The 17,071-nt window shown below is 41.7% G+C and carries 13 protein-coding genes; 9 read left to right on the top strand and 4 right to left on the bottom strand.

The features are described 5' to 3' along the window. The first annotated feature begins 10 nt into the window (after window positions 1-10). From JK635_RS08665 to JK635_RS08645, 5 genes are all read left to right on the top strand, one after another. A complete protein-coding gene (locus tag JK635_RS08665; RefSeq protein ID WP_202653554.1) occupies window positions 11-1,177 on the top strand; it encodes a CamS family sex pheromone protein in 1,167 nt (388 codons plus the stop codon). 211 nt (window positions 1,178-1,388) lie between these two features. Beyond that, window positions 1,389-2,981 (top strand): malate synthase A, encoded by a 1,593-nt coding sequence (gene aceB / locus JK635_RS08660; protein WP_202653553.1) that lies wholly within the window; start codon window positions 1,389-1,391, stop codon window positions 2,979-2,981. A gap of 46 nt (window positions 2,982-3,027) precedes the next feature. Continuing rightward, on the top strand, window positions 3,028-4,311 hold the full coding sequence (gene aceA / locus JK635_RS08655; RefSeq protein ID WP_202653552.1) for an isocitrate lyase: 1,284 nt from the start codon (window positions 3,028-3,030) through the stop codon (window positions 4,309-4,311). A gap of 204 nt (window positions 4,312-4,515) precedes the next feature. Next, on the top strand, window positions 4,516-6,051 hold the full coding sequence (locus tag JK635_RS08650) for a peptide MFS transporter (protein WP_374049098.1): 1,536 nt from the start codon (window positions 4,516-4,518) through the stop codon (window positions 6,049-6,051). Window positions 6,052-6,305: 254 nt separating this feature from the next. Beyond that, the gene (locus JK635_RS08645) at window positions 6,306-6,725 is read left to right on the top strand and encodes a YueI family protein (RefSeq protein ID WP_202653551.1); all 420 of its coding nucleotides are present in this window, start codon (window positions 6,306-6,308) and stop codon (window positions 6,723-6,725) included. Window positions 6,726-7,751: 1,026 nt separating this feature from the next. Here the strand turns inward: JK635_RS08645 and JK635_RS08640 are convergent. After that, window positions 7,752-8,417, bottom strand: coding sequence for a lysozyme family protein (locus JK635_RS08640; protein ID WP_202653550.1), 666 nt, complete (start codon window positions 8,415-8,417; stop codon window positions 7,752-7,754). Between the two features lie 381 nt (window positions 8,418-8,798). On the opposite strand from JK635_RS08640, the gene gatC reads away from it, so the two are divergent. From gatC to gatB, 3 genes are read left to right on the top strand one after another with little or no spacing between them, the layout of a single operon-like run. Then, window positions 8,799-9,092: an Asp-tRNA(Asn)/Glu-tRNA(Gln) amidotransferase subunit GatC gene (gene gatC / locus JK635_RS08635; protein ID WP_202653549.1), complete on the top strand. Its 294-nt coding sequence runs from the start codon at window positions 8,799-8,801 to the stop codon at window positions 9,090-9,092. A 15-nt stretch (window positions 9,093-9,107) separates the two neighbouring features. Then, complete coding sequence (gene gatA / locus JK635_RS08630; protein ID WP_202653548.1) at window positions 9,108-10,565, top strand: Asp-tRNA(Asn)/Glu-tRNA(Gln) amidotransferase subunit GatA; 1,458 nt, start codon at window positions 9,108-9,110, stop codon at window positions 10,563-10,565. A 13-nt stretch (window positions 10,566-10,578) separates the two neighbouring features. Next, window positions 10,579-12,006 (top strand): Asp-tRNA(Asn)/Glu-tRNA(Gln) amidotransferase subunit GatB, encoded by a 1,428-nt coding sequence (gene gatB, locus JK635_RS08625; protein WP_202653547.1) that lies wholly within the window; start codon window positions 10,579-10,581, stop codon window positions 12,004-12,006. Between the two features lie 114 nt (window positions 12,007-12,120). On the opposite strand, the gene JK635_RS08620 is transcribed toward gatB, so the two are convergent. Both JK635_RS08620 and putP read right to left on the bottom strand, forming a co-directional pair. After that, complete coding sequence (locus JK635_RS08620; RefSeq protein WP_202653546.1) at window positions 12,121-13,719, bottom strand: WG repeat-containing protein; 1,599 nt, start codon at window positions 13,717-13,719, stop codon at window positions 12,121-12,123. A 204-nt stretch (window positions 13,720-13,923) separates the two neighbouring features. Further along, a complete protein-coding gene (gene putP, locus JK635_RS08615) occupies window positions 13,924-15,420 on the bottom strand; it encodes a sodium/proline symporter PutP (protein WP_202653545.1) in 1,497 nt (498 codons plus the stop codon). A gap of 214 nt (window positions 15,421-15,634) precedes the next feature. Between putP and JK635_RS08610 the strand changes: the two genes are divergently transcribed. After that, complete coding sequence (locus tag JK635_RS08610) at window positions 15,635-16,189, top strand: thioredoxin family protein (protein ID WP_202653544.1); 555 nt, start codon at window positions 15,635-15,637, stop codon at window positions 16,187-16,189. Between the two features lie 145 nt (window positions 16,190-16,334). Here the strand turns inward: JK635_RS08610 and plsY are convergent, their stop codons facing one another. Continuing rightward, window positions 16,335-16,961, bottom strand: a complete 627-nt coding sequence (gene plsY / locus JK635_RS08605) for a glycerol-3-phosphate 1-O-acyltransferase PlsY (RefSeq protein ID WP_202653543.1) — start codon at window positions 16,959-16,961, stop codon at window positions 16,335-16,337. Window positions 16,962-17,071: the final 110 nt, after the last annotated feature.

Below are 17,071 nucleotides of genomic sequence, written 5' to 3'. Positions count from 1 at the left end.
GTTTCATTATATGAGAAAACTCTCATTGCTTGCCTTTACCCTCGTTCTTTTGCTTAGTGCCTGTGCACCTAATTTCAGTAAGCAAAATGAAGAGGTCCAAACTTCAGGGAAGTCGAGTAAAGGAAAGGCAATTATTCCAAAGTACAATATATCGGATAAATATTATCGGACGATTCTTCCCTTTAAACCAGGGGAAGCGCGCGGGCTGGTCGTAAATAATATTAATACGAGATATGATTTAAATGAATTCGAAATGGGTTTAATGCGGATTGCCCAGAACAGTTTTGATACGGATAAGTATTATTTTCGTGAAGGGCAGGAGATTAAGGCTGATACCATTAAGGCCTGGTTAAACCGCCGATATACAAAACAACAACTAAAGAAAAATAAACTAAAACAATCTGATAATGTCGGATTGAACCCGATTAATACAGGGACTGAAGCAAACCCGAGCTCACCGATTTATTTGGCTCATATTCTCGAGCATGATTATTTAACCAAGGATGATAAAGGAAATGTAAAATTAGGCGGAGTTGTAATTGGACTCGCGATGAATTCGACCTATTACTATAAAGTTTCCGTCGGCAGCGGTACGGTGGAAAGGGATGAAACGATTAAATATGCCGATATGGTACAGGAAGGAAAAAAAATCGCCGCTGAAGTAGTCAAGCGGATGAGGGGAATGAAAGGTCTGTCCGAGGTCCCGATTACGATTGCCTTATTTAAACAGGAAAAGAAATCGTCTGTCGTCCCCGGTAATTTCTTTGCTTATACCACCGTTGACAGTGGCAGTTCGAGCCTGAATAAATGGGAGAAGGTAAATGAAAAGTTTTATTTATTCCCTTCAGCTGATGCCCAAAAAGATCATCGCGATGATGTCATTTCCTTTTTGAACTTTAAGCAGGATGTAGAGGATTATTTTCCTAACTTTACCGGTGTTATTGGAAGAGCTTTTTACGTAGGAGATCAGCTGCAGGATCTTTCGATTACGATCCCAATCCAATTTTATGGGAAATCGGAAGGAATCGGTTTTACCCAGTATGTAACAGGGTTAGTAATGCAATATTTCCCTAAATACTTACCGGTTTCGGTAAGTGTCACCTCTGTCAACGGACCCGAAGCGCTGATCGTCAAAAAGGCCAATGATACCGAACCGTTTGTTTATATTTACCCGTAATAACCGACCGGCTTTTTTGCCGGTTATTTTTTTGCTTTTAGGCTATTTTTTTATTTCTGTCAGCTGTTTTCCCCTTGTAAATATTGAATTAAGGTAATATTCACCTCTTTTTTATAAAAATTTTCAGAAAAGTGGTTTCTTTTTTGTAAATAGTGTTATATAATACAAAACGAGGTAAGTTTCTGTATTATAACAAGAGGTGATGTAGTACATGTCGACGCAAACAAGGGGTATTGAAGTGGTCGGGGCCTTGAAAGCCCAATTTGAAGAGATTTTGACGCCTGAAGCGTTGAATTTCATTGAAGAATTAGAGCGGAATTTTGGCGCGAGAAGAGTGGAACTGTTACAGTCCAGACAAAAGCGCCAAGAGGAAATTAACAATGGCAAGCTGCCTGACTTCCTTCCGGAAACAAAACATATCCGCAACGGGGATTGGACAATTGCCCCGCTGCCAAAAGATTTACAAGATCGCCGCGTGGAAATTACCGGGCCGACAGACCGAAAAATGGTGATAAACGCCTTGAATTCAGGTGCAAAAATGTTCATGGCTGACTTTGAAGATGCCACATCACCGACATGGGAAAATATTGTTGAAGGACAGATCAACTTACGAGATGCGGTAAAGCGGACGATTTCCTTTGAAAATCCAAATGGCAAAAAGTACGAATTAAATGAGCAGACAGCCGTGTTGATCGTAAGACCCCGTGGGCTCCACCTTGAGGAAAAGCATATTTTAGTAGACGGAAAACCAATCTCGGGAAGCTTTGTCGATTTCGGCCTTTACTTTTTCCATAACGTAAAAGAATTGTTGGCTAGAGGTACAGGCCCCTATTTCTATCTGCCAAAGCTGGAAAGTCATTTAGAAGCTCGACTTTGGAACGATGTATTCGTTTTTGCTCAAGAAAAACTCGGTATCGCGCAGGGAACGATTAAAGCAACTGTGCTGATCGAGACGATTATGGCAGCATTTGAAATGGAAGAAATTCTCTATGAGTTAAAAGAACATTCAGCCGGCTTGAACTGTGGACGTTGGGATTATATTTTCAGCTATTTGAAAAAGCTGCGCCAACAGGACGATGTCATTCTGCCAGATCGTTCACAGGTGACAATGACCGTTCCGTTTATGCGTTCGTACTCGCTACTTACAATTCAAACATGTCACCGCCGCAAGGCACCGGCAATTGGCGGAATGGCCGCACAAATTCCGGTAAAAAATAACCCGCAGGCTAATGAAGAAGCATTTGCGAAGGTTCGCGCCGATAAAGAGCGTGAAGCGCGTGATGGTCATGATGGGACATGGGTTGCTCATCCGGGGCTGGTACCGGTAGCAATGGAAGTGTTCAATCGCGAGATGCCGACGCCAAACCAGATTCATACGACAAAACAGCAGAAAATTACCGTCACTGCTCAAGACCTGTTGGAAGTACCAAATGGAACGATTACCGAGGCAGGAGTTCGTACCAACATCAACGTTGGGATTCAATATGTTGCATCATGGCTATCCGGACGAGGAGCAGCCCCTATTTACAACCTGATGGAGGATGCGGCAACAGCGGAAATTTCACGGGCTCAGCTTTGGCAATGGATCCGTCACCCGAAAGGGATCTTAAATGACGGACGTAAAGTGACAGTTGAAATGTATGAGGCGTTTAAGGCAGAGGAGTTGGAGAAAATCAAACAGGAAATTGGGGAACAAGCTTTTGCCGGCGGCCGTTTTGAAGAAGCCGTTAAACTGTTTGATCAATTAATTTTAGACGATGAATTTGTTGATTTCTTAACACTACCCGGATATGAGCTGTTATAAAAAATTTATATATAAAAAATAGTAGATTAATAGGAGGAAATGGAAAATGACAGATGCAAGAGTAGCGCAATTACAAGAAAGCTGGGAAATGGATGCACGTTGGAAGGGGATTACAAGACCATACACGGCAGAAGATGTTATCAAACTTCGCGGTTCCATCGACATTGAATATACATTGGCTCGTAAAGGCGCCGAAAAGCTTTGGAAGCTGTTAAACGAGGAAGACTATATCAATGCACTTGGTGCTCTGACAGGTAACCAAGCAGTTCAACAAGTGAAAGCAGGCTTGAAAGCCATTTACTTAAGCGGCTGGCAGGTTGCTGCAGATGCCAACCTGGCTGGACAAATGTATCCGGACCAAAGCTTGTATCCGGCAAACAGCGTTCCTGCTGTTGTGAAGCGGATTAACCAAGCATTGCAGCGCGCCGATCAAATTACACATGGAGAAGGCGACCACTCAATCGACTGGTTTGCTCCGATTGTAGCTGATGCTGAGGCCGGCTTTGGCGGTCAATTAAACTGCTTCGAATTAATGAAAGCAATGATTGAAGCAGGGGCATCCGGCGTTCACTTCGAAGACCAACTATCTTCCGAGAAAAAATGCGGTCACTTAGGTGGTAAGGTATTACTTCCGACACAAACAGCCGTCCGCAACCTGATTGCAGCCCGTCTAGCAGCCGATGTTATGGGTGTGCCAACTGTATTGGTTGCTCGTACAGATGCCAACGCTGCTGATTTAATTACAAGCGATATCGATATGAACGATGCTCCATTTATTACTGGTGAGCGTACAACCGAAGGATTTTTCCGTACGAAAGCCGGAATTGATCAAGCAATTGCCCGTGGCTTAGCTTATGCACCATATGCGGACTTGATCTGGTGTGAAACTTCCGAGCCAAATATTGAGGAAGCAAGACGTTTTGCGGAAGCAATCCATGAACAATTCCCTGGCAAGCTATTGGCATATAACTGCTCTCCTTCTTTCAACTGGAAGGCTAAGCTCGATGAAGAAACGATTGCAAACTTCCAACAAGAGCTTGGTAAAATGGGCTACAAATTCCAATTCGTTACACTTGCAGGTTTCCATGCTCTAAACCACAGCATGTTCGAGCTTGCTCGCGGCTACAAAGATCGTGGCATGGCCGCTTACTCTGAATTACAACAAGCTGAATTTGCCAGCGAACAATACGGTTATACTGCAACTCGTCACCAACGTGAAGTTGGCACAGGTTACTTTGACCAAGTATCTATGGTAATTACTGGTGGTACTTCTTCTACAACTGCACTAAAAGGCTCAACAGAAGAAGAACAATTTACAAGTACAAAATAAATATAATCCTTTTGATCCTTCTCTCCTTAACTGGAGGGAGGGATTTTTTGTTTTCAGATGCATTTTATAAAAAATTTTGACGAATTAGTATTTTAAGATAATTTTCACTAAGTACTAAACAAATCTAATCTTTGAAAAAACTAACAATTGACAACTTTCAACAATATATTTATTATTTTAATATAGAAATGGAGGTTAAATTGAATGTCAACATTAAGAAAACAGAAAATTGAGGAAATAATTCCAGAAGAAATGTCAAATAGACAGAAGATTGTGGATAGTGTTCCTCAAACAGGTTTTTTTGGTCATCCTAAAGGATTGTTTACGTTATTCTTTACTGAATTTTGGGAAAGATTTTCATACTATGGCATGAAAGCCATTCTAGTCTATTATATGTATTATTCCGTCACTAAAGGCGGATTAGGTATGAACCAGCAGACGGCCCTCGCCATCGCTTCTGTATATGGATCATTGATCTACATGTCAGGGATCATTGGTGGATGGGTGGCAGACCGGTTGATTGGACCATCCAAGTCGCTGTTTTACGGCGGTATTTTGATTATGTTCGGTCATATCGCTTTAGCTGTACCTGGAAGTAAAGCAATGTTTTTTACTTCAATGGTGTTAATTATCCTCGGTACAGGCTTATTAAAGCCAAATATTTCGACGGTTGTAGGGGAAATGTATGATATTAATGACGCCCGCCGTGATGCTGGCTTCAGTATTTTTTATATGAGTGTAAACCTCGGGGCCTTTATTGCTCCATTAATTGTCGGAACAGTTGGAATGAATTATAATTTCCATTTAGGTTTTGGTATCGCTGCTCTTGGAATGTTCTTGGCATTAGTTTGTTATGTTTTAACAAGGAAAAAGAACCTTGGCCTTGCTGGTCAATTCGTTCATAATCCATTATCCTCAGAGGAAAAGAAAACTACTTTTGTAAAATTTGGCTTGGCAGCAGTTGTTCTTGCCGTAATCATTACGATTTCTGCTATGACCGGCATTTTAACCGTTCAACGGTTTATTTACCTTGTCGGAATCCTTGGATTTGTAATTCCAACCATCTATTTTATTTACATGTACCGCAGTCCAAAAACAACAAAGGAAGAGCGTTCGCATTTGATCGCCTTTATTCCGTTATTCTTGGCAGCCGTTATGTTCTGGTCAATCCAAGAGCAAGGTTCAACGATTCTTGCCGCTTTTGCTGACAAACGGACACAATTAGACTTTGCGGGAATTCATATTAATCCATCTTGGTTCCAGTCAGCGAACCCATTGTTTATCGTTGTGTTTGCACCAATTGTTGGAACACTTTGGGTAAAATTGGGTAATAAGGCACCAACGATCCCGGCGAAATTTGCCTACGGTCTGCTATTCGCGGGGTTGTCATTCGTCGTTATTTTAGTTCCTGCTTTGATCGGCGGAACGCATGCATTGGTTAATCCATTATGGCTTGTACTTAGCTACTTTATCGTCGTAATCGGGGAATTGTGCTTATCGCCTGTTGGCCTGTCAGCGACCACCAAACTGGCACCGTCTGCTTTCTCATCACAAATGATGAGTATGTGGCTCTTATCGAACGCAGCGGCTCAAGCACTTAACGCGCAAATCGTTAAATTCTATACGCCGGAAACAGAAATGACCTACTTTGGTGTTATTGGAGTACTGTCAATTGTTCTTTCGATTATTTTGTTTGCACTGACTCCAAAAATCAAAACCTTTATCAAGGATATCCGCTAATTTGTTATCATAAAACTACGGGGAAGCCGGTTTCTCCGTAGTTTTTTACTTTTTTACGCCTTGCCTGGATGGATAGAGAGAAGGGGGCATTGTCCAGAATATAGCCATAGGAACTCCCATCAACGCAAAATTTATAAATGAGAGCCCTTGCTCAAGAAAGTCCGGTTGCTTGGTACGAAAAAATAAAAATGAATGGAACAATCCTTTTTGTCCTATCATAGGAAATAATAGTTCTTGTATTGGAGTTGATTGGATTGAAAAAAACGAATGTTGAAGAGATCCTTCAACAAGGGATTCATGGACCTTTGGAAACGAAGCCGGATGAGCGGCGGACATACTTGGGGACACTGCGCGAGCGGATAGTGGTCGCTTTAAAGAAAGGCCAGGTTGCAGAGGAAACGGTATACCCAGAGGTAGAGCAGTATATGAAGGAGTATCCCAAGGCACACCTTTTTCTTAATGGAACTTTGAGCTATGAGCAACTATCCAAATATGTAAAACAAGCAACGAAGAACAAAATTGGGCATACCATTGTCACAAATAAAGAAAGTAACACAGACATTGGTTTGGTATTGGCACTGGATTATGCAATTGATAAGGATGAAATTTTTATTACAAAGAAAGCTCCGGAAATCCCTGCTGCCAAGGAAAGCTTTTGGACAAAATTATTTTAAAGCAAAAAAGAGTGTATGATTCACAACGGAGTCAGGCACTCTTTTTTCATAACGCAACTCCTCGTAAGGTATAAGTCCGATAAGAGACAGGGAAGAGCGAAAAAGAGTAACGAAGGTCACCAAACGAGGGAGCGGAGCGGGGAAAAGTGAACATGGGAAGGTTCAATGAACAGAAAGCAGTGAGTGGAACGAGGAAAAGTGAATATGGGAGGGTTCAATGAACAGAAAGCAGGGAGCGGAGCGGGAAAAGTGAATATGGGAAGGTTTAATGAACAGAAAGCAGTGAGCGGAACGAGAAAAAGTGAATATAGGAGGGTTCAATGAACAGAAACGAACGAGCGGGAAAGGAAAAAGTGAATATAGGAAGGTTCAATGAACAGAAAGCAGTGAGCGGAGCGGGGAAAAGTGAATATGGGAAGGTTTAATGAACAGAAAGCAGTGAGCGGAACGGGGAAAAGTGAATATGGGAAGGTTCAATGAACAGAAACGAACGAGCGGGAAAGGAAAAAGTGAATATAGGAAGGTTCAATGAACAGAAAGCAGGGAGCGGAACGAGAAAAAGTGAATATAGGAGGGTTCAATGAACAGAAACGAACGAGCGGGAAAGGAAAAAGTGAATATGGGAGGGTTCAATGAACAGAAACGAACGAGCGGGAAAGGAAAAAGTGAATATAGGAAGGTTTAATGAACAGAAAGCAGGGAGCGGAACGAGAAAAAGTGAATATAGGAGGGTTCAATGAACAGAAACGAACGAGCGGGAAAGGAAAAAGTGAATATAGGAAGGTTCAATGAACAGAAAGCAGTGAGCGGAACGGGGAAAAGTGAATATGGGAAGGTTCAATGAACAGAAACGAACGAGCGGGAAAGGAAAAAGTGAATATAGGAAGGTTCAATGAACAGAAACGAACGAGCGAGAAAGGAAAAAGTGAATATGGGAGGGTTCAATGAACAGAAACGAGTGACCGGGAAGGGAGAGAAAACCCAAGTCCGGCCAGTCACCCCTGCAAATTACACTAAGAAAATCAACTATTCAAAACGATTCCCCAGTTTTATTTTTTCCCCATTCCCACTTACTGGCACGCTGTCAACCAGCAATCGCATGTTTTTTATCACCTTTGTACTGTAGGTGAAGTCACCATAACAGTAAGGGTAGCGGAAATTATTTTTATCTCCGCCGCAATTATAAAGATCAGGCTTCTTTTTCACCTGTATCTTTGAGAACTGTTTAGCTAGTTCCTCGCTATGCTTGCCGCCGTGCTGTGCCACGAAGGTAATATAGCCGGTGCCCATGTTGTAGGCTTGAATAATTGTCGGGAAATCCACCTTTTGCTGACGGCCATAGGTGAGAACCCGATGAAAATGTTTCACCCCTACTTGAATGCTCTGTTTCGGATTCTGAATCGTATTCTTTGCCAAACCGGCCGACTCGGAAGCCTGCATGGGATCGCCGCCTTGACCGTGGCTTTCTTGCTGCATCAATGCAACCAAAACATCTGTGTATTTTTCAAGATGGTACTTTGCTAATTCACTTTGAAGTTGAGGACGATATTTTTTAACCCCAGCAAAGGGATCAGTTTTTTCTCGCGGTATAGAAGGACTTTGTTGAAAATAAGTTTGAATCATCGCCAAAATTCCAAAAAGCACGAGCAGACCGAAAAACGTTCTAAATTTCTTCCGTCTTCTTTTTTTCATAAGTGATTCTCCTAAACTATAAAGTTTGATTTTTATGTTTTAACCAAAAATTCACTCGCAGCAATAGGATTCTAGGTGGGTTTTACATAAATTGAAAAAATTCCCTAGTTTGCTACTCTTTACTTTGTATATAAAAATTAAAACTAGAGTCAATGCGATGTAATCATGAAGCATAGTTGGAATCTATTTTACCATTGTTTAAAGGTAGATTTCAAAATAACGCAAATTTGCAGGCCATATCTTTGGGTATCAAAAAATAGGTGTTCCAAGACAGCCATTAAATCATAATGAACTTGGCCATAATGGAGAAGGAATCATTGCGGTAAAGCAAAAAAGTTTGGTATCATCAATAGTAAATAAAAGTGATCGGAGGGGATCGTTATGTCACGGATTTCAACAGAGCAGGTGAAGCATGTGGCCAATTTGGCACGGCTTGCGATTACGGAACAAGAGGCGGAAAAGTTTACAAAACAGCTTGATGCCATCATCACATTTGCAGAACAATTAAATGAACTGGATACGGATAATGTCAAACCTACATACCATGTGCTTGATATGAAAAATGTTTTGCGCGAGGACATTCCGCAGCTGGGATTACCGCAGGAAGAAGTATTGAAAAATGCGCCTGAACATCAGGATGGGCAATTTAAAGTGCCATCGATTTTAGGGGAGTAGAGGAGGACCAAAAAAGTGAGTTTATTTGATCATAAAGTATCAGATTTGCATGAGCTTTTACATAAAAAAGAGCTGAAAGTATCTGACCTTGTTGATGAATCGTATAAACGAATCGCTGAAGTGGATGACAAGGTACAGGCATTTTTAACATTAAACGAAGAACAGGCGCGGCAAACCGCAAAGGTCCTTGACGAAAAGCTCAGCTCTGGTAACGCCGAAGGGCTTCTTTTTGGCATGCCGATTGGAATAAAGGACAATATTGTCACGAAAGGATTAAGGACAACCTGTGCCAGCAAAATTCTTGAAAACTTTGATCCAATTTATGATGCCACTGTCGTGCAAAAATTACAAAAGGCAGAGACGGTGACAATCGGTAAATTGAACATGGACGAGTTTGCGATGGGGTCATCGAACGAAAACTCGCACTTCCAAAAAACATATAATCCATGGAATTTAGACAGAGTTCCAGGCGGATCTTCAGGCGGTTCGGCTGCTTCCGTTGCTGCAGGTGAAGTATTATTCTCCCTTGGTTCTGATACAGGCGGGTCGATTCGCCAGCCAGCTGCATTTTGCGGTGTCGTGGGCATGAAGCCAACCTATGGGAGGGTCTCCCGCTTTGGACTTGTAGCCTTTGCCTCTTCACTTGATCAAATCGGGCCGATCACGAGAACGGTTGAGGATAATGCTTACCTGCTTGAAGCTATTTCCGGCCTTGATCCGATGGACTCCACATCAGCCAATGTCGATGTTCCGAATTTTACCAAGAGCTTGACTGGTGATGTCAAAGGTTTAAAAATTGCTGTTCCAAAAGAATATCTTGGTGAGGGTGTCAATGAATCTGTCCGTCAATCCGTTTTAGACGCATTAAAGGTGCTGGAAGGCCTTGGGGCTGTTTGGGAAGAAGTTTCACTACCACACTCGAAATATGCCTTGGCCACTTATTATCTGTTGTCATCATCCGAAGCATCGGCCAACCTTGCCCGCTTTGATGGTGTCCGCTACGGGTATCGGTCACCGAATGCCGAGACACTATTAGACTTATACAAAAATACAAGAGCGGAAGGCTTCGGTGATGAAGTCAAGCGCCGTATTATGCTTGGTACTTTTGCGTTGAGTTCAGGTTACTATGATGCTTACTATAAAAAGGCACAGAAAGTGCGTACTTTGATTAAGCAAGATTTTGAAAAGGTATTTGAACACTATGATGTCATTATCGGTCCGACTACGCCGACTCCAGCGTTCAAAATCGGCGAAAATATCGACGATCCAATGACAATGTATGTCAATGATATTTTAACGATTCCGGTGAATCTTGCCGGCGTCCCGGGCATATCTGTGCCATGCGGCTTTGATGGCGGACTTCCGCTTGGATTACAAATTATCGGTAAGCATTTTGATGAAGCTTGCGTTTATCGCGTTGCCCATGCCTTCGAGCAGGCAACAGACTATCATACACAGAAGCCACAATTGTAGGGGGTGAACGAAAGTGGAATTTGAAACAGTAATCGGACTTGAAGTCCATGTTGAGTTAAAAACCGAATCGAAAATCTTTTCATCCAGTCCAAACCATTTTGGGGCCGTGCCGAACACTAATACAAGTGTGATTGATTTAGGGTACCCAGGCGTCCTTCCTGTTTTAAACAGGAAGGTTGTTGATTACGGCATGAAGGCGGCGATGGCGTTGAATTGTCAAATCGCCACGCACACAAAATTTGACCGAAAAAACTATTTTTACCCAGACAATCCCAAGGCATATCAGATTTCTCAATTTGACCAGCCAATCGGCGAGCATGGCTGGATTGAAATTGAAGTTGATGGCTATAAAAAGAAAATCGGCATTACCCGCATCCATTTAGAAGAAGATGCCGGTAAGTTAAACCATGAAAAAGGCTATTCTTTGGTCGACATTAACCGTCAGGGAACACCGCTGATTGAAATTGTCTCGGAACCGGATATTCGCACGCCGAATGAAGCCTACGCCTATTTGGAAAAATTAAAATCGATTATTCAATATACCGGTGTATCCGACTGTAAAATGGAAGAGGGCTCACTAAGATGTGATGCCAATATCTCCATTCGTCCTGTGGGACAAAAAGAATTCGGGACAAAAACCGAGTTGAAAAACTTAAACTCGTTCAATTTTGTCCGTAAAGGACTTGAATTTGAGGAGAAGCGGCAACGAGAAGTTGTGATGGCAGGCGGAAAAATCGAGCAGGAAACACGCCGCTTTGATGAAGCCACCGGGACAACAATCCTCATGCGGGTGAAGGAAGGCTCTGATGATTACCGCTACTTCCCCGAACCGGACTTATTAGAGCTTTATATTGATGAAGACTGGAAATCCCGCATCCGTGCTGAGATTCCGGAACTGCCGGATCAGCGGCAAAAACGCTATGTAGAAGAGCTTGGATTGCCGGTTTATGATGCCAAAGTATTAACTGTGACAAAAGAAACCGCTGACTTCTTTGAAGCCACCGTTCATGCCGGGGCTGATGCCAAACAGGCTTCCAACTGGATTATGGGTGAAGTTTCCGGTTATTTAAACGCCGAAGGAAAAGAATTGCATGAGGTTGCTTTGACTCCAGAGGGTCTGGCCGGCATGATTAAACTGATTGAAAACGGCACGATATCTTCAAAGATTGCCAAGACGGTATTCAAAGAGTTAATCGAAAACGGCGGCGATGCTGAGAAGATTGTTAAAGAAAAAGGACTTGTGCAAATTTCTGATGAAAGCACACTGCTAAAAATTATCTCAGAGGTTTTGGATGCAAATCCGAAATCAGTTGAGGACTTCAAAGGTGGTAAAGCAAAAGCAGCAGGCTCCCTTGTTGGTCAGGTTATGAAAGCAACAAAAGGACAAGCCAATCCGCAAGTAGTCAACAAATTATTGCAGCAGGAATTACAAAAACGCTAAAAGGCCAGTCGGCAGAATCCTTTCTGCCGGCTGTTTCTTACTAGAAAAGAAAGTATAAAATTTCACCTAACTTTAAGAAGTGATACAAGCCGAGTTTACCGGTACATTTTTGTTTTATTTATAAATCAGCTTTATAACCACTTTTCCATTTTTATCAATAAATCCAGCTTTTCCGTCCTTTTTCACATAGAGCAGACCTTCATGAAAGCTGTTTATTTGATCATATTGCGGTTGAATGACGATTTTTCCCTGCTCATTGATAAAGCCGGATTTTCCTTTATAAACAACACTTGCCAAATGATAATTACTTGGATAAAAGAGGCCAATCTCGCTATATTTTGGTTCAACTAGTACCTTTCCGGATGAGGTGACGAGTCCATATTTAGACCCTTTCATCACTCTGATCAAACCTTTATATTCTAATGGATCAATCCGGTCGTATTTCGCTGTAATGATGATTTTTCCTTTACTATCAATGGCCCCTTCTTTGCTGCCTTTTTTATAGATAACGAAATCCCCATTAATCTCACCGTCGGCATAGCTGGCCAGTCGCATATAGTCATAGGTTGGTTTTACAATAATTTTCCCCGCCAAATTCACGATGCCGTATTTATGGTTCTGCCTGATAACCGCTAACCCTTTTTGGTTGAAATGGCTGATATAATCGTAGTTGAAATCGAGTACCACAGCGCCTTTTTTGTTAATAATACCAAACTTTTCATTTTTGGAAACAACCGCTGCATCCTGCCAAAATTCAAACAATCCACCTTCGTCACTCTCGTAATCTGCGTCATACTGTGGCTTAATCACGATGTTTCCGGTGGTATCAATAAACCCAAGTAGACCATTTACTTTTATTGGTGCTAAGCCATTTCTAAACACACCAACAGAGTCAAAACTTGGTTCAGCCACCACTTTCCCCTTTGTACTAATGAAACCAAATTTATTATTGAATCTTGTCTGGGCATAACCATTGAAAAAGGTTGAGATATAATCATATTTGGGTGGGGAAATGATATTTCCCGTTATGCTAATAACCCCGTACTTTCCGCCATCGCGGATATGTGCTAAACCATTTATGAAGGAACCTATGCTAGAATAGGCTGGCTTTACAATGACTTTACCATTGTGATCGACTAAACCATACTTTTTATTTTGAACTACTGTAAAGATGCCGTTGGTGTTGGCGGTTATTTTTTCGTAGTTTGCTTTAAGAATAATTTTCCCCTTTGAATTGATGATGCCGTATTTCCCGTTCTGCTTGTAATAAGCGACTTCATTAGAGAAGCGGGAAATTTTTTCATATTTGGGAGAGACTATTGTCTTGCCGCTGGTGCTAATGAGTCCATATTTTTTATTTTTAACAACGATGATCAGGCTGCTGTTCCCGTACTCAACGGAATCATATACTGGAGAAACAATCACCTTTCCCTTCACACTAACGGCTCCGTACTTCTTGTTCTTTTTAACCAATACGAAATTCTTGAATGACCTTGATGGGTAGATCTCGTCATACACCGGTTTAATTACCGTTTTTTCTTTTTTGTCGATCATGCCGTATTTTCCGTTTTCCTTGAATAAAACAAGCCCATTGATGAATTCATTGCCAAGAACCTTTTTGCTGGTTGCGGCAAAGGTGGAGGACAGTGATGTGCCGAATAACATACAAAATGAGACGAGCCCAATAATCCAAATTTTCATTTGGCTTTTCATCCTTTTCACTCCTTCAAACATATTCATACTACTACTTCTATTATATTGGCTGTATGCAAAAATAGTAAGCCATCAAAAATGTAGAGTTAGGATGAGTTTGCTATTCTGTTGGCTGAAAGTGAGGATTCTATTTGAGGAGTAATGAAGAACACGACCTGCTTAAAAAGAAAAACGCTCGGGTTGAGCGTTTCTCTTCTATAATTCTTATTGTTCTTCTCTTAATAAACGAACACTTTCATCAAATTCGCTTTCGATTTCTTCATTTTTCTTATAGGTAATCAAGCTGACGATGACAGCAACCATAAGGTTAAATACAAAGCCTGGAACGATTTCATACAAGGATTGTCCGAAAATAACTTTTCCAAGGTCAAAGTTTTTCCAAACAATAACGGTGATAGCCCCGACAATCATTCCGGACAAAGCACCCCAGTTCGTCATCTTTTTCCAGAATAAGCTTAAAAGAATAACCGGACCGAAGGAAGCTCCGAAACCAGCCCATGCATAGGCAACCAGGTTTAAAATGGTGTTATCCTGTTTGAATGCGAGGGCAATAGCAACTATAGCTACGAGCAGAACGGCCATTCTGCCTAAGAAAACAAGGTGGCGGTCGGTGGCTTTTTTGTTCATGACGACCTTATATAAATCTTCAACCAGGGCACTGGAGGTAACGATTAATTGTGACGAAATCGTACTCATAATCGCGGCCAAGATAGCAGCTAAAGCAAATCCGGCAAACAGCGGATGGAAGAAAATCTGGCTCAAGGAAATGAACACAGCCTCCGGATTTTTCAGGATATGGGCCGTGTTTTCATGGAAATAGGCAATCCCAATTAATGCTGTAAAAATTGTCCCAAGCAAGGAGAAAATCATCCAGCCCATTCCAATGCGGCGGGCACTTTTTGTTTCTTTAACGGTTTTGATTGCCATAAAGCGGACAATGATGTGCGGCTGACCAAAGTAGCCAAGCCCCCATGCCGCAGCAGAAATAATCCCAATAAAGGTTGTGCCTTTGAACAAATCTAGTAAAGTTGGGTCAATTGCCCGGATCGTATCAAATGTTTCGGCAGGGCCACCGGTTTTGAAAATTCCAATTGCCGGAACAAGGAGAAGGGCAATCAGCATCATCAAGCCTTGAATAAAGTCAGTGTAGCTTACGGCAAGGAAACCACCGAACAATGTATAGGCCACGACAACGCCGCCAACAATAAATAATCCAATATGATAACTAGTACCAAAGGAGTTCTCAAAGAAGACAGCACCGGAAACCATTCCGGAAGAAACGTAGAATGTAAAGAACAGAAGAATAACAATTCCAGAGACAACACGCAACAACTTTGTATTATCCTTGAAGCGGTTTTCCAAGTAACTTGGAATGGTAATTGAGTCGTTTGCCACTTTCGTGTAGGAACGTAAGCGCGGTGCAACGAATAACCAGTTTAGATAGGCACCAATAGTTAAACCAATGGCGATCCAGGCTTCTGCCAGCCCGCTGACATAAATGGCGCCAGGCAGCCCCATTAACAGCCAACCGCTCATGTCGGCGGCGCCTGCACTCAGAGCGGTTACCGCAGGTCCTAACGACCGGCCCCCAAGCATATAATCTGTAAGATTGCTAGTTTTTCGGTAGGCATACCAGCCGATCCAGAGCATACCTACGATATAGATGGTGATCGAAATAAGTTGTAAAGTTTGATCAGACATCCATTTTCCCCCTTTTTAGAATAATAATTATAATAATATTTCCCCTATATTTAATATTCTATCAATTTATTGAAAGCATTTCCAGTAGAAAATATTATTTTTTTACCATAATTATAAATACTTTTAATATAGTAATGGTACTATTTGTAAGTACTATCATTGTAAGGACAAACAAAAACATTTATGATAAAGGAAATGAAAGGAGTTCGATATTGTGGATTTAAATTCATGGTTCCAAAAAGGAATGACGGTTGAGGAGTACATAAATTCAATGAAAAGGAATAAGGTGGAAATGCTTTCGATTTATGAACGCTTCACGTTAACGGAGAATGATCGAAGTAAACTGGCAGCATTAAGGCAGCACAAAATACGCGCCCTTGTAATATCAGAGGATTGGTGCGGGGATGCCCTGTTAAATAACCCAGTGTTGCTTCGGATTGCAGAAACGGCGGGAATTGAAGTTCACTTTCTGCTTCGGGATCAAAACCTTGAACTGATGGATCAATATTTAACGAATGGTACATCAAGAGCTATTCCCATTTTTATCTTTATCGATCAGGAAGGGGAGGAAGTTGCTGTCTGGGGGCCTCGTGCACCAAAAATTCAGGAACTTGTCGAGAAAGAGCGGGCTTCCTTACCAGACAAGGAAGCAGCGGATTTCCAAGAAAAGCAGCTGGCAATGTACAAAAGCCTTGGAAAAAGGTATCAAACTGAACCGGATATGTGGCAAACAGTGGCAGAAAGCATTATTTCTACACTATTAAAATAAAATAAAACCGGGATGAAGGACAAAACCGGCAGCGAACGAAGGTAAACTGTCTTTCATAAGCGGGATGAAGGACAAAACCGGCCGTGAACGAAGGTAAACTGTCTTTCATAAAAAGAGGGCGCAGTAAAAAGCCGACCCTCTTTTCTCATGTCTTAAATCCTCCGCCCTTTGGAGGGATCCGATCATTTTTTAAACTTTTATCATTAATTTTCGGCTCAATGCCGAGAATGAAGTTTCGAATGTTGGAACGGTGGAGATAAATCAATAGGATGAAAAATAATAAGAAGATCAATTCAAAATCCAGCCTGACTGAATATAGATCATAAGCGAGCAGGCTTATGCCGACAGAAATCGACCCAAGAAATACATATTTTGTTAGCAGGATAACGAAAAAGAACGTTACATAAGCAATTAATAGTAACGGCAAATCCGCAATCATCAAAGCCCCGGCGGTAGTAGCAATAGCCTTGCCGCCTCTAAATCCGGCGAAAATCGGGAAACAATGCCCAATGACGGCAGCCAAGCCAAAATATAATGGTTCAGCACTAAGGTGGAAGAACAGTGGGAGGTAAGCCGCAAGTGCACCTTTCCCAAGATCAATCAGCAGGACAAAAACAGCTGACTTTTTTCCCAGGACTCTAAGCGTGTTGGTGGCTCCGGGGTTCTTGCTGCCGAGTTCACGGATATCAACGCCAAAGAATAATTTACCTACGATTAAGGCGGTGGGAACGCTGCCAATTAGATATGAAACGGCCAGCAAAAGCCAAAACATTTATACCAATCCCTTATTTGGTAAATTTGTAGTTATATTGTAACATGGGAAAATGGTAGAATTCCGTTGAAATATCTGAATTTGAAAAATAAAAGTAGGAAGGACGTGTA

The sequence above is a fragment of the Neobacillus paridis genome (assembly GCF_016765675.1).
GTDB classification, from domain to species: domain Bacteria; phylum Bacillota; class Bacilli; order Bacillales; family Cytobacillaceae; genus Neobacillus; species Neobacillus paridis.
The sequence above is the reverse complement of the archived record's forward strand: the minus strand, read 5'-3'. Positions and strand labels throughout refer to the sequence as shown.

What these genes read in the sequence shown, in the direction of transcription:
- JK635_RS08620 (WP_202653546.1), bottom strand. Translation starts at nt 13,719, where the DNA reads ATGAAAAGCCAAATGAAAATTTGGATTATTGGGCTCGTCTCATTTTGT.
- JK635_RS08650 (WP_374049098.1), top strand. Translation starts at nt 4,516, where the DNA reads ATGTCAACATTAAGAAAACAGAAAATTGAGGAAATAATTCCAGAAGAA.
- gatC (WP_202653549.1), top strand. Translation starts at nt 8,799, where the DNA reads ATGTCACGGATTTCAACAGAGCAGGTGAAGCATGTGGCCAATTTGGCA.
- aceA (WP_202653552.1), top strand. Translation starts at nt 3,028, where the DNA reads ATGACAGATGCAAGAGTAGCGCAATTACAAGAAAGCTGGGAAATGGAT.
- plsY (WP_202653543.1), bottom strand. Translation starts at nt 16,961, where the DNA reads ATGTTTTGGCTTTTGCTGGCCGTTTCATATCTAATTGGCAGCGTTCCC.
- JK635_RS08665 (WP_202653554.1), top strand. Translation starts at nt 11, where the DNA reads ATGAGAAAACTCTCATTGCTTGCCTTTACCCTCGTTCTTTTGCTTAGT.
- aceB (WP_202653553.1), top strand. Translation starts at nt 1,389, where the DNA reads ATGTCGACGCAAACAAGGGGTATTGAAGTGGTCGGGGCCTTGAAAGCC.
- JK635_RS08640 (WP_202653550.1), bottom strand. Translation starts at nt 8,417, where the DNA reads ATGAAAAAAAGAAGACGGAAGAAATTTAGAACGTTTTTCGGTCTGCTC.
- putP (WP_202653545.1), bottom strand. Translation starts at nt 15,420, where the DNA reads ATGTCTGATCAAACTTTACAACTTATTTCGATCACCATCTATATCGTA.